An 11,610-nucleotide genomic window follows, 5' to 3' on the forward strand; every position below is an offset into this window, starting at 1 on the left:
GCAACCATCGTTACGCCAACCTGTCGGCCATTGTCGCGCCCGAGCCACCTGTAACGGCGTTTTGTAGCATTTGCGACAATCGGAATTTAACGAAAGCGATGCTAAATCAATTTGTTAGCCTATGGCACAGGCGTTGCTTGATCTACAACAAAAATTGAGGAGTTTCGCGATGAAATCCACGAAAGACATAGCAGAACTGTTAGACGAACCAGCCTGCGAACACAACAAAAAGGAAAAATCCGGTTGTGCCAAGCCTAAACCCGGTTCGGCCGCGGGCGGTTGCGCCTTCGACGGCGCGCAAATCGCGTTATTGCCCATAGCCGACGTCGCTCACATCGTACACGGTCCTATCGCTTGCGCCGGCAGCTCCTGGGACAACCGCGGCACCCGCTCGTCCGGGCCGGATCTGTACCGGATCGGCATGACCACCGACCTGACCGAGCAAGACATCGTGATGGGCCGCTCGGAAAAACGCTTGTTCCACGCCATCAAGCAAGCGGTAGAAACTTTTAACCCGCCGGCGGTATTCATCTACAACACCTGCGTGCCGGCCCTGGTCGGCGACGACATCAACGCCACCTGCAAAGAAGCCACCGAACGCTGGGGAGTGCCGGTGGTGCCAATCGACGCGGCAGGCTTTTACGGTACCAAAAACCTGGGCAACCGGATAGCGGCAGACGCCATGATCAAACACGTGGTCGGTACCCGCGATCCCGATCCGTTGCCGCCGGCCGCACTCGAAGCGGAAAAAGCCGGCATTAAAATCCACGACGTCAATCTGGTCGGCGAATACAACATCGCCGGCGAATTCTGGCACGTATTGCCGCTGCTGGACGAAATGGGTTTGCGCGTCTTGTGCACCTTGTCCGGCGACGCCCGCTTCCGCGAAGTGCAAACCATGCACAAAGCCGAAGTCAACATGATGGTGTGCTCCAAAGCCATGATCAACGTGGCCCGCAAACTGGAAGACAAATACCAAATCCCCTGGTTCGAAGGCAGCTTCTACGGCATTACCGATACCAGCCAAGCCTTGCGCGACTTTGCCCGCATCATCAACGATCCGGAGCTGACCGCCCGCACCGAAGCCATCATTGCCCGCGAAGAAAACCGTATCCGCGAAGCCTTGGTACCCTGGCGCGAACGCCTGAAAGGCAAACGGGTACTCTTGTTTACCGGCGGCGTCAAAAGCTGGTCGGTGATCTCGGCGTTGCAGGATTTAGGCATGGTGGTGGTTGCCACCGGTACCAAAAAATCGACTGAAGAAGACAAGGCGCGGATTCGCGAGCTGATGGGCGAAGACACCTTGATGATAGAAGACGGTAGCCCGAAAGCCTTGTTGAAAGTGGTCGCAGACTACAAAGCCGACATTTTGATTGCCGGCGGCCGCAATATGTACACCGCCTTGAAGGCCCGCATCCCGTTTCTGGATATCAATCAAGAGCGCGAATTCGGCTACGAAGGCTATCAAGGTATGCTGGAGCTGGTGCGCCAGCTGGCGCTGACCCTGGAAAGCCCGGTCTGGGAATCGGTCCGCAAACCGGCGCCTTGGCGAGTAGCCAAAACGGTTAACGACAGTAGCGATGAAGTAACGGTCGAGACCGGCGACGACAGCGTCGGACTTAGCGAACCCATGAAAATTCAGGCGGCTTGATATGGCTGAAATTCAAAAACGCAAAAAAGCGCTGTCGGTCAGCCCGCTGAAAGCCAGCCAACCGACCGGCGGCTCCCTGGCCTGTTTAGGTTTCGACAAAGCCATGCCGATGTTGCACGGCTCGCAAGGCTGTACCGCGTTTGCGAAAGTATTCTTCGTCCGCCATTTCCGCGAACCGATTCCCCTGCAAACCACGGCGATGGACCAAGCCAGTTCGGTATTGGGCGCCGACGAAAACGTCATCGAAGGCATTAAAGCCATCGCGGAAAAATCCAACCCGGCCCTGATCGTGGTATTGACCACCGGTCTGGCCGAAACCCAAGGCTGCGACGTGCACCGCAACGTGCGCGAATTTCGCGACAAGTATCCGGAATACAACCACGTCGCCGTAGTCGCGGTAAATACCCCGGACTTTTCCGGTTGCGTCGAAAGCGGTTACGCGCTGACGGTATACGAGATCATCAAGGCGCTGGTCCCCGATGCCGCCGAAGCCGGTACCAAACCGGGCAACCGGCAACGGCAAATCAACGTATTGACCCCGCCGATGCTGACGCCGGGCGACCTGGAAACCTTGCGCGATACCATAGAAATGTTCAACCTACGTCCGGTGTTCGTACCGGATTTGTCCGAATCCTTGGACGGCGTACTGACCGACGATCCGTTCTCGCCGGTCACCATAGGCGGAACTACAGTCTCGGAAGTCGCCACGTTGGGCGAAGCCAAGGCGACCTTCGTCATCGGCCCGTCCTTAAAAAAATGCGGCGATTTATTGCAAGAACGCACCGGTGTACCCACGTTTTATTTCGACCATCTGTACGGCCTGGAAGCCAACGACGCCTTGATCTCGACCTTGGCCGACATCAGCGAAATGCCGGTACCGCCGCGCCTGGAGCGTCAGCGCATGCAGTTGCAAGACGCGATGCTGGATACCCACTTCATGCTCGGCCAGCTGCGAGTAGCCATTGCCTCCGACCCGGATCAATTGAACGCCTTCGTGCATCTGCTGCAAGCCATGGGTGCGGAAATCGTCGCGGCGGTCGCCCCCGCCAATGCGCCCATCCTGGCGAAAATGCCGGTCGATGCCGTCAAGATCGGCGATTTGGAAGATTTGGAAATCACCGCCAAAGAACGCGGCGCCCAGTTGCTGATAGGCAATTCCCACGCAGTGCATAGCGCCGAACGTCTGGAGTTACCGATTTTACGGGTTGGTTTTCCGTTGTACGACATCATAGGCGGCTACCAAAAAACCTGGATAGGTTATAAAGGTACCCGGCAAACCCTATTCGATCTGGCGAATCTGGTCATCAACTTCGCCCACGAAGATATTGAACCTTATTTCTCGCCGTACGCGCAAAAACCGGAACAAGAACTTGCCGCTCACGCGTCGTCATGTCATTAGCCCGCCGTATGCAGGTCGTTCTGACCCAAGAACAGAAAATGCCTATGGAAACAGCCATAAAAGTGGCTTTTGCCACCACCGACATGGTGCACGTTAACCAGCACTTCGGCTCCGCCCGCTCGTTCGCCGTCTACGCCGTCGATCCGGAACAATCCGAAATGCTGGAAGCGGCCCAGTTCGGCGATTTAGCCCAGGACGGCAACGAAGATAAATTGTCGGTCAAGCTGCAACTGTTGGAAGGCTGCGCGGCGGTGTACTGCCAAGCCGTCGGCGCGTCGGCGATCAAGCAAATCGTGGCGCAAGGCATACAGCCGATCAAAGTACACGAAGGCAGCACGATCAAAGATTTGATTTCGGACTTACAAAACGAAATGAAATCCGGCCCGTCCACCTGGTTGGCAAAAGCGATCGGCCGGCACCAAGCTCCCGACCCCAATCGGTTCGACTCGATGGAAGAGGAGGGCTGGGACGAATGAGCCAGCCGGCCCGTTTCGTCTTAAGCCGCCACCCGGCCATTTTTTAAGCATTTTCACTCATAGGAGAACATTATGTCCCAAGCTGCCCTTGTTATCGAAACCGGCGATCCGTACATGTCGTCCGACGTCGTCGTCGAGATGATCAAACAACTGCGCGCCTTAGATACTTACGATACTTACGAAGGCTGGTCCGAAGAAAAAATCATCGATCCATTGATCATGACCAAAGAGCGCAAACGCGAAATTCCCATCGTCGGCGATCCGGACGAAATCACCATGGCCCGGGTCAAAGCCTATTACAACAGCATTGCCTCGCTGGTCGAGAAAAAAGCCGGCCTGATGGCAGTACCCGTCATCAACATTACCCACGAAGGTTTCGGCCGCGCTTTCGTTCTGGTCGGCAAATTGATCGTGGTCGACAAAACCTTGCGCGACGTACACCGTTTCGGCTTCCCCAGCCTGGAAGAGATGGCGCAAAAAACCGAGCAAGTCATCGATAAAGCCGCCGCCTTGATCGAGCAATTTAAAGAAGTTGCGGAAGCGTGAGGTGCAACATGAGTGACGAAGACATCAAAAAACTGGAAAAAGAAGTGAAGAAAACCAAGCGGCTCGCCGGCGAAGCGGCCATGGAACTGCACGACTTGATCGAAGACCGTTTGCCTGACGCCTATGGCGAATTGATGGCCGTAGCGCAAAACACCTACGAGGCTTGCAAAGCGTGGGACGAAGCAAACAAGAAATATTTAGCGGCAAGCGCCGAGACTGCCTGAGGATACAGTCATGAGTGAATTTGTAACCGGTGTAACCTTTGGCGGCAAGGTCTGGACGCCGTCTTACGTTGCCGACTTGAATCAGCGCGACTGCATAGGCTGCGGCCGCTGTTTCAAAGTCTGCCCGCGCGACGTGTTCGACTTGATCGAACGCGACGAAGCCTTTGCCGATGCGGACATGGACGACGATTTCGACGAAGACGATAACACCATGGTCATGAGCTTGAAAAACCCGGCCGATTGCATCGGTTGCCAAGCTTGTTCCAAAGTGTGTCCCAAGGATTGCTTTACCCACGAGCACAAGCTGGCGGCTTGACGGGTTTCCTGCCGGCACGCCGACCGGCATTGGGACGAAAATTCCGGAATCTATCGGACTCGCCGGCAAACTCTCGCAGCTTGCGCAGCCGGTCGTAGATGCGCTGACCAACGCCTGCCGGCTTTGTCAGCGCCCGGTTAAGAACAGTTCTTAACCTTTCCAACGACGCGGTCATAGGCTTCCGGCAGCACCCTGCCCGTTTAAGGCTTGAATCGCGCGACAATCCGGGCCGCCCCGGCGAGTCAACTCGGCAAATATCCGAGGAATGCGCCTGCGCCGCATGGCGTGACGGACCGTCCGAATTTGTCGAGTGCTTGCAAGCGCACGGCCCAAACCAGCCGGAAAACGGCTGAACCTAGCGAATTTGGTAGTCCCCAGTCATTTCTAAATTGAGGAGCAATACAATGCCACGCCCCGAAAAACACGTATTCGTCTGCACCCAACAACGCCCGCAAGGACACCCGCGCGGTTCCTGCGGCCAAGTAGGCTGCGCCGAAGTGATGAACGAATTCATGAACGAAATTCAAGCCCGCAACCTGTACGAAAGAATAGGCTTGACCAATACCGGCTGCATGGGGCCTTGCATGACGGGACCTAGCGTACTGGTGTATCCGGAAGGCATTATGTACGGCCACGTCAAGAAAGAAGACGTTAAAACCATTGTGGAACAGCATCTTTTAGGCGGCACCCCGGTTGAAGCGCTGAAAGTTCCGCCGGAAGTGTGGTAACCATGCAAGCGACTCCGTTATTCGAAGAACGGGTGCTGTTTAGCCCGAATATTCCCAAGGCCGTCAACGAGCTGCTGCAAGCCGCCGTGGCGGCCAGCCACGCCGATAAACCGCGCGCGGAACAACTGTTCAAACAAGCCCAGGCAGCCGATCCCAGTTGCTTACAAACCTATTTTGCCCTGTATAAATTTTATTTTTACCAAGGCAGATTACAGGAAGCCGAACGGGAAGCCTTGGCCGCCTTGGAACAGGCCGCCGCGCTCGGCGAGTTTCCCAACGATTATCAGCGCTTGGCCAACGAAGCCGCACAATGGGACATGTACGCCAGCGAGACGCATTTGTTTTATTTGTATTCGCTGAAAGCCTTATCCTTCATCAAACTGCGTAGCGGCCAAGAAGAGCAATCGCGCGAAATCTTGAGCAAGATACGCATTCTGGACCCGGAAGACCGCTGCGGGGCCTCGGTAATCATGACTCTGGCGGCGGCGCTGGACGAGGAAAACGCATGAGCGAAGTCAGCGAACATATCGAAGCCAGACGCGAATTCGGCCAGGCGGTGTGCAAACGCATAGGCGAAAACATTGCCAAATTGGGCTTCGCGCCCGAAGAGGGCGTCAGCGCTCCCGAATTCGACGGCGCCGAATTCAGTCTGGTCGTCGACCCCTACACCCAAAGCCAAGACCTGGTCGGATACTGGTACAATCCCGGTAAACAACGTATCGGACAGATCAAGTTTCACGGCGACGGCAGTTTTTATGCCGAATACGACGTGGTAAAACCGCATCCCCGTAAAAAACAATTTTTCGTCGAAGCGATCAACGCTTGGGGCCAGCAAGACAACATCAAAACCGAAGCCAAGTTGTTGGATGTACCCGAATAGAGGCCTAAATGGCGCACCCTAAGCATATTTACGAATTGCTGTTGGACCATTGCAGTACCGATGCGCTATTGGAGCATCTCACCATCGGCTTGGTATGGACTTATTGCAAAAACAGCGATGCCAACGGCATCGGCTTGGCGATGAGCCCCGGCACCTCGATACGCACCCTGTCCTGGTCCGGCGAGTTAAACGGCAAACCCATCGTCGATCTGGCCGCCTGGGTGGAAGAATGGAACCTGTATCAAGCCACGGTCGGCATGGCCGCGCTCAACAGCTGCATCAATAGCCGGCCGCTACCGGATTCGGTGCCGGTCATCCGCTGCCAGGAAAACGGCAATTTATCGGTGTTCGAACACTTTCTGCCGCAGCTGTTGGGTAAGAAAGTCGTCGTGATCGGCCATTACCCCGGCATAGAGCGCTACCAAAACCAAATGCTGCTCAGCGTGCTGGAAAAGTATCCGGTCGCGGAAGACCTGCCGGATTCTGCCTGCGAATTTTTATTGCCGACCGCCGACTGGGTATTTTTGACCGCCAGCTCGATTACCAATAAAACCTTCCCCCGCCTGGCCGAATTGGCACAACACGCCACCACCGTGCTGATGGGGCCTACCGTACCTTGGTTGCCGCATTTACACGAATTCGGCATCGATTACCTGGCCGGCGTCGAAATATTGGATCCGGAAAACCTTTATCACACCGTCGCCCAGGGCGGCGGCGTACGCATATTCGGCAACGGCTTGCGCTACCGGATTGCCGACTTGACCCCAGCCAACAGCATAATCTGGCTGAAACGGCAAATCGCCGACTGTGCCGCCGAAAGAGCCGCGCTGACCCAAGAAATGGAAAGCTGGTATGCCGCAGGCAACCTCAGCCGCTTCCCCAAATACGCTTTGCTGGAGCGGGTAAACGCGCGTTTGTCGCAGTTGGACAGTAGCTACAAACCGTTGTGGGACAAATACGGCGCGGTATCGGCGCATCTTCACTAATATGACTGCCGATGAAGTATTTGCTCGTCACCGCCTTTTGCTGTTTTATAAAGGCGACATCAGCGCGTTGATGTTGTTTGCCCAGCAAAGCAACGGCAGCGTATGCTTTCCGGAGTCGTTGCCGCCGTTGTCCAGCCCGCTCGATCCGGAAGAATTCGACAACGCCAAGGTCAGCATGCATCCGGCCATCTTGCTGAACCGCATCAATCAAATGATGGGTTTCGACAACGAGCTGTTGCGCATCGAATCCGGCGAAGGCGAACCGGTAGACGCGCCCGGCGGCGTCATCGTCGTGCACATGGCCCGCTTCATGCTACTCGATCCGCCGCACAAGCTGCTGCAAAGCCGCGATTGCCACTTGCGCACCCTGCCGGAATTGCGCGGCCGCCCACCCGCGGAAATGGAACTGCTGCGGCGCGCTTATATCCGCGTCATGGAGGGCTGAATGTTCGACTTCATGGACATGGCATTCGGCCAAACGTCGGCGATGCCGGCTGCCGACGGCCCTTACATTCCCGACGCCGCCGAATGCATGCGCTGCGGCATGTGCGTCAGCGGCTGCCCCACCTTCCGCTTGTTTCAAATAGACGAAGAAACCCCGCGCCGACGCATCCGCACCATCAGCAAAATCCTGGTGGAAAAGGCCGAGGTATCCGCCGACGAATTAACCCACCTGAACAATTGCGTGCAATGCCGGGCCTGCGAAGCCATCTGTCCCAGCCGCATGGCCTACGGCCGATTGTTCGACCAAGCGCAAGCTGCATTGCAGATCCAGCCCGGCGGCTGGGGACGCTGGGCATTGCGCCTGATCGAGAACAAAAAGGCCCGAAACCGCTTGCAACCCTTGATTGCCTTGTATTTGAAATCCGGCCTGCGCCGGCCTTTGCAAAAATCCGGGCTACTGGCTGCCATCGGCTTGGCGGATGCGGAGGCCATCACCACGATGCCGACACTAGTCGCCTTGAAAACCGTCTATCCCGTTGCCGCACCGCGCGGCAAAGTAGCGTTGTTTACCGGCTGCGTAGGCGAACATTACGACCGGGAGAGCTTAAGCGCCGCCATTCGCATCTTGAATGCCATCGGTTTCGAGGTACTGGTGCCCGAGCAACAAGGCTGTTGCGGGGCGGTCCACCAACATAACGGCCAAGCCGCCGACGCGCTAATCGCCAACAATCTGGCCGCCTTCGCCAATCCGGACGTGGACGCGGTAGTGCATTGCGCCACCGGCTGCGGAGCCATGCTGAGCGAATATCCCGACGAAGACCCGGCCGCCGCCAGCTTCAAGCAACGCTTGGCCGATGTTAACGACTTCGTGCTACAGCATTGGCCCGAACACTTGGCCTTGGCGCCCCTCAATGCCAAGGCCGCGGTTCACGAACCCTGCTCGCAGCGCAACGTGCTGAAAAACCGGCAAAGCGTCTACGCTTTACTCGGCAAAATCCCCGGTCTGGAAGTCTCGCCGCTGCCGGATAACCAGCTTTGCTGCGGCGCCGGCGGCAGTTACATGCTGAGCCATCCGGAGAACGCCAAGCAGATTCGACAAATGAAAGTCCAAGCCGTCAGTCAAACCCCGGCCGACTGGCTGTTAAGCAGCAATTACGCCTGCGCGGCCTTTCTATCCGCCGGCGCCGGCCGCTTCTGCCATCCTCTATCCTTGATTGCCCGCCAGCTTCCCGCGTGACGCTCCGGCCTTTACGCGGCCCAACATTAAAATCAGGTTAATACCCGCCCAAACCATTGACGGATCCGCATATTTCGGACTACTGTCCTAGCGGGCGAGCCAACCGGCTCTTTCGCGCCCAACCGCAATTCTCGAATACGCGCGGTCCGTTCAAACAACCGCGCGCCCCATCAGCCATTGGGAGAAAACATGTATGCAGCAGTCATCAACCATTAAAATCGTTCTTGCCGCAGCGCTCCTCGGATACGCTGCCGTTGCTGCGGCGGCTCCGGAAATGCGCGTCAGCGGCCGCGTCGAGCTGGACGGCACATTTCCGCCGTTCGATTCTTTCTTGAGCGATACGGAAACCGGCACACCCGAATTCACCCGCTCAGCGATCGAAGTCAGCGATCAACAAACCGGGGTATGGGAATATCTGGCCCGCGTCGACAGCAGCGTGCCCAAGTTGCAAGTCGCCGGCTCGCTGACCAACAGTAGCGACAGCACGCTCGGCGACATCGAACTCGGCGCGCTGAATGCGTTCGCCAGTTACACCGACACCATTACCCTGACGCCGAACACCAGCGATCCCTATTTGGTCACCATCGACATGGTGGTAGACGGTGACCTGCAAATCGACGGCAGCAGCTCGCGGGCCGGCGCCGGCTTGATCATCACCCCGCTAGGCCAACTGCAATCCTTCGATTTCAGCAACTACACCACGACCGGCATCGTGCACGACGTCCTGACCGCGCAATATCAATTCAGCGGCGAAGCGGTGTTCGACCTAAATAGCAACCTGCAATTCACGATTTCGCAAATCGATCCCGGAGTCACCGCATCCGGCGACTTCAGCAACACCGCCATCATCAACTTGCTGATCACCACCCTGAACGGCGACCCGCTACCGGCCGGAACGATAGAGGTGAGCAGCGCATCCGGGTTCTTCGACACCGCCCCGGTGCCGGTGCCAGCCAGCTTGCCATTGTTCCTGGCCGGACTCGTCGGCGTGTTTAACGTCAGACGCAAGGCTTGATCGGCCGGTGGGCGGTTCCAACCCGTCTTGAGCCGGGCACACGCTTACGGCCGCCCGCCAGCGGATTAAAATCTCCCCTGCGCCGGGCCGTCGATGCCAAATGGTTACCGATCCCGGCCGCTTAGCCTAGCCATCGATCGTCACCTTAGGGCCGGGCCATACACACCCGGTCCCGCACGGGATGTTTGCTGCCGTGTCCAAAGGCTGTCACCTGCTTGTAAGCAGGCTGGCTCCGCTCGGTTAGCCAGGCGATCCCGCCGGGCTAACCGGCTCCTGACCGGGCCGGATGGGACCTCAGGCGAAAGCCCGGGAAGCTGCCGGCAAAGCCGGGTTGGCGGGCGTTGGCTAGCAAAGTTACTGCGATGTCCGGCTTGATCGGTTATCCATCGCAGATTTGGGTAGCCGTAGCCCCGGTCGACATGCGGCGCGGCCTGGATGGTTTGTCGGCGATCATGCAGCACAGTCCGGGGCATGCGCCTTGCGCCGGCTCGGCTGTCATCTTCCGCAATCGAACGGGCAATCGCTTGCGCGTGCTGCTGTGGAATGGCAATGGCGTCCGGTTATATCAGCGCCGATTGCATCAGGGCAGCTTTGTCCCGCCCAAGGCCCATGATGCGGTGTTTGCGCTCGATCAGACTCAACTCAAAACTCTGCATTATTAAACGGCCGACCTTTGCCGCACGATCGTCAGCATCAATCTTGGGAACCAGCCAACAGGCCGCCGGTTGCGAAAATTTCCTTTTTCCGGCCGAGCGGCACTTTTCGCGGCGGCGCGTTTTACACTGCCGACAACAGCTGCTGAACCGGGACGACACGATGGTCATTAAACCCTATACCCTGTTTACCCTCACCCTGCTGACGTGGAATCCGTCGTTATCTCCCGCCGCGGAACTGAGCCGCGAGCAACTTTCGGCACTGACCGCCGTCGGCTCCCCGTTGAAACTGGCTAATCGGGATTTATCCGGCCTGGACCTGTCCGGCATCGACTTGCAGGGCGCGGACCTGTTTTCCGCCAATCTGGACGGGGTCAATATGGACGGGGCCAAACTGCATGGCGCGAATCTGAACCGGGCGCAATTGCGCAAGGCCAGTTTGCGTAATGCCGATTTGTCCAACGCCAGCCTGTACGCGGTGGTGATGGACGGCGCCGATTTGACCGGGGCCAATCTGGCAGGCAGCCGGGTAATCGGCTTGCTAAACGGCGCGAATCTGAGTCAAGCCGGCTTGGCCGGAGCCGATTTCGGCGCCGACATGGCCAATCAAGGCATGGCCCCTGCCAGGGTGGAAATGAACAATGCGGTGTTGACCGGGGCCGATCTGCGCGGGGTGAATTTGACCCATGCCGTCATGGCTTACGTCAAACTGCAAAACGCCGATCTGCGGGGCGCACGGCTACGCTGGGCGGATCTGTCCGGTGCGAACTTGTCGGGAGCCAATCTGGCCGACGCCGATTTCAACCATGCCAACCTGGATGGCGCGGCTTTACACGGTGCCCAAGGCTTGACCACCGCCACCGGGCTGGCAGCAAGCGTCGGCGCAAAACATTAACCCGGTGCGGTTCGGGCGGTCTCCGGCAAAATTTGGCGATTCCTGCGATACGCGTCACAGTTTAACGCGACTGTCATATAGCCGGTTTAGCATTCCCGTTGCGCATTTTGCGCGCCCGCAACCGGCCGAATGCCGGCTTCGGCGGAACGTCAAACCTCGG

At 57.6% G+C, this 11,610-nt stretch carries 15 protein-coding genes; all 15 read left to right on the top strand.

Annotated features, from left to right (window positions below; genetic code table 11):
* The first annotated feature begins 169 nt into the window (after positions 1-169).
* The 15 genes from nifE to AB0A83_RS18815 all read left to right on the top strand — a co-directional run bounded on the left by nifE (position 170) and on the right by AB0A83_RS18815 (position 11,450).
* Entirely contained in the window at positions 170-1,651 is a 1,482-nt protein-coding gene (nifE, locus tag AB0A83_RS18745) for a nitrogenase iron-molybdenum cofactor biosynthesis protein NifE (RefSeq protein WP_367154948.1), read from the top strand.
* A gap of 1 nt (position 1,652) precedes the next feature.
* Positions 1,653-3,050, top strand: coding sequence for a nitrogenase iron-molybdenum cofactor biosynthesis protein NifN (gene nifN, locus AB0A83_RS18750; protein ID WP_150051067.1), 1,398 nt, complete (start codon positions 1,653-1,655; stop codon positions 3,048-3,050).
* Complete coding sequence (nifX, locus tag AB0A83_RS18755; RefSeq protein WP_367154949.1) at positions 3,041-3,526, top strand: nitrogen fixation protein NifX; 486 nt, start codon at positions 3,041-3,043, stop codon at positions 3,524-3,526. Before nifN ends, nifX begins: the two co-directional genes overlap by 10 nt.
* 72 nt (positions 3,527-3,598) lie before the next feature.
* Positions 3,599-4,072 carry a NifX-associated nitrogen fixation protein gene (locus AB0A83_RS18760; protein ID WP_150051071.1) on the top strand — a complete coding sequence of 158 codons (474 nt, stop codon included), beginning with the start codon at positions 3,599-3,601 and terminating at the stop codon, positions 4,070-4,072.
* Positions 4,073-4,080: 8 nt separating this feature from the next.
* On the top strand, positions 4,081-4,296 hold the full coding sequence (locus tag AB0A83_RS18765) for a CCE_0567 family metalloprotein (protein ID WP_150051073.1): 216 nt from the start codon (positions 4,081-4,083) through the stop codon (positions 4,294-4,296).
* A gap of 10 nt (positions 4,297-4,306) precedes the next feature.
* Positions 4,307-4,612 (top strand): ferredoxin III, nif-specific, encoded by a 306-nt coding sequence (fdxB, locus tag AB0A83_RS18770; protein ID WP_150051075.1) that lies wholly within the window; start codon positions 4,307-4,309, stop codon positions 4,610-4,612.
* A 404-nt stretch (positions 4,613-5,016) separates the two neighbouring features.
* Positions 5,017-5,340 carry a (2Fe-2S) ferredoxin domain-containing protein gene (locus AB0A83_RS18775; protein WP_150051077.1) on the top strand — a complete coding sequence of 108 codons (324 nt, stop codon included), beginning with the start codon at positions 5,017-5,019 and terminating at the stop codon, positions 5,338-5,340.
* A 2-nt stretch (positions 5,341-5,342) separates the two neighbouring features.
* On the top strand, positions 5,343-5,849 hold the full coding sequence (locus AB0A83_RS18780) for a hypothetical protein (RefSeq protein ID WP_367154950.1): 507 nt from the start codon (positions 5,343-5,345) through the stop codon (positions 5,847-5,849).
* Entirely contained in the window at positions 5,846-6,220 is a 375-nt protein-coding gene (locus AB0A83_RS18785) for a hypothetical protein (RefSeq protein ID WP_150051081.1), read from the top strand. Before AB0A83_RS18780 ends, AB0A83_RS18785 begins: the two co-directional genes overlap by 4 nt.
* 8 nt (positions 6,221-6,228) lie before the next feature.
* Complete coding sequence (locus tag AB0A83_RS18790) at positions 6,229-7,206, top strand: DUF364 domain-containing protein (protein ID WP_150051083.1); 978 nt, start codon at positions 6,229-6,231, stop codon at positions 7,204-7,206.
* 1 nt (position 7,207) lies between these two features.
* A complete protein-coding gene (locus AB0A83_RS18795) occupies positions 7,208-7,651 on the top strand; it encodes a hypothetical protein (protein ID WP_150051085.1) in 444 nt (147 codons plus the stop codon).
* Complete coding sequence (locus tag AB0A83_RS18800; RefSeq protein WP_367154951.1) at positions 7,652-8,887, top strand: (Fe-S)-binding protein; 1,236 nt, start codon at positions 7,652-7,654, stop codon at positions 8,885-8,887.
* Between the two features lie 193 nt (positions 8,888-9,080).
* A complete protein-coding gene (locus AB0A83_RS18805) occupies positions 9,081-9,902 on the top strand; it encodes a VPLPA-CTERM sorting domain-containing protein (RefSeq protein WP_150051089.1) in 822 nt (273 codons plus the stop codon).
* 362 nt (positions 9,903-10,264) lie between these two features.
* Complete coding sequence (gene tnpB, locus AB0A83_RS18810) at positions 10,265-10,564, top strand: IS66 family insertion sequence element accessory protein TnpB (RefSeq protein ID WP_367154952.1); 300 nt, start codon at positions 10,265-10,267, stop codon at positions 10,562-10,564.
* 154 nt (positions 10,565-10,718) lie between these two features.
* Entirely contained in the window at positions 10,719-11,450 is a 732-nt protein-coding gene (locus AB0A83_RS18815) for a pentapeptide repeat-containing protein (RefSeq protein ID WP_367154953.1), read from the top strand.
* Positions 11,451-11,610 lie beyond the last annotated feature (160 nt).

The sequence above is a fragment of the Methylomonas sp. HYX-M1 genome, from assembly GCF_040741385.1.
GTDB classification, from domain to species: Bacteria; Pseudomonadota; Gammaproteobacteria; order Methylococcales; family Methylomonadaceae; genus Methylomonas; species Methylomonas rhizoryzae.

What these genes read in the sequence shown, in the direction of transcription:
- nifE (WP_367154948.1), top strand. Translation starts at nt 170, where the DNA reads ATGAAATCCACGAAAGACATAGCAGAACTGTTAGACGAACCAGCCTGC.
- nifN (WP_150051067.1), top strand. Translation starts at nt 1,653, where the DNA reads ATGGCTGAAATTCAAAAACGCAAAAAAGCGCTGTCGGTCAGCCCGCTG.
- nifX (WP_367154949.1), top strand. Translation starts at nt 3,041, where the DNA reads ATGTCATTAGCCCGCCGTATGCAGGTCGTTCTGACCCAAGAACAGAAA.
- AB0A83_RS18760 (WP_150051071.1), top strand. Translation starts at nt 3,599, where the DNA reads ATGTCCCAAGCTGCCCTTGTTATCGAAACCGGCGATCCGTACATGTCG.
- AB0A83_RS18765 (WP_150051073.1), top strand. Translation starts at nt 4,081, where the DNA reads ATGAGTGACGAAGACATCAAAAAACTGGAAAAAGAAGTGAAGAAAACC.
- fdxB (WP_150051075.1), top strand. Translation starts at nt 4,307, where the DNA reads ATGAGTGAATTTGTAACCGGTGTAACCTTTGGCGGCAAGGTCTGGACG.
- AB0A83_RS18775 (WP_150051077.1), top strand. Translation starts at nt 5,017, where the DNA reads ATGCCACGCCCCGAAAAACACGTATTCGTCTGCACCCAACAACGCCCG.
- AB0A83_RS18780 (WP_367154950.1), top strand. Translation starts at nt 5,343, where the DNA reads ATGCAAGCGACTCCGTTATTCGAAGAACGGGTGCTGTTTAGCCCGAAT.
- AB0A83_RS18785 (WP_150051081.1), top strand. Translation starts at nt 5,846, where the DNA reads ATGAGCGAAGTCAGCGAACATATCGAAGCCAGACGCGAATTCGGCCAG.
- AB0A83_RS18790 (WP_150051083.1), top strand. Translation starts at nt 6,229, where the DNA reads ATGGCGCACCCTAAGCATATTTACGAATTGCTGTTGGACCATTGCAGT.
- AB0A83_RS18795 (WP_150051085.1), top strand. Translation starts at nt 7,208, where the DNA reads ATGACTGCCGATGAAGTATTTGCTCGTCACCGCCTTTTGCTGTTTTAT.
- AB0A83_RS18800 (WP_367154951.1), top strand. Translation starts at nt 7,652, where the DNA reads ATGTTCGACTTCATGGACATGGCATTCGGCCAAACGTCGGCGATGCCG.
- AB0A83_RS18805 (WP_150051089.1), top strand. Translation starts at nt 9,081, where the DNA reads ATGCAGCAGTCATCAACCATTAAAATCGTTCTTGCCGCAGCGCTCCTC.
- tnpB (WP_367154952.1), top strand. Translation starts at nt 10,265, where the DNA reads ATGTCCGGCTTGATCGGTTATCCATCGCAGATTTGGGTAGCCGTAGCC.
- AB0A83_RS18815 (WP_367154953.1), top strand. Translation starts at nt 10,719, where the DNA reads ATGGTCATTAAACCCTATACCCTGTTTACCCTCACCCTGCTGACGTGG.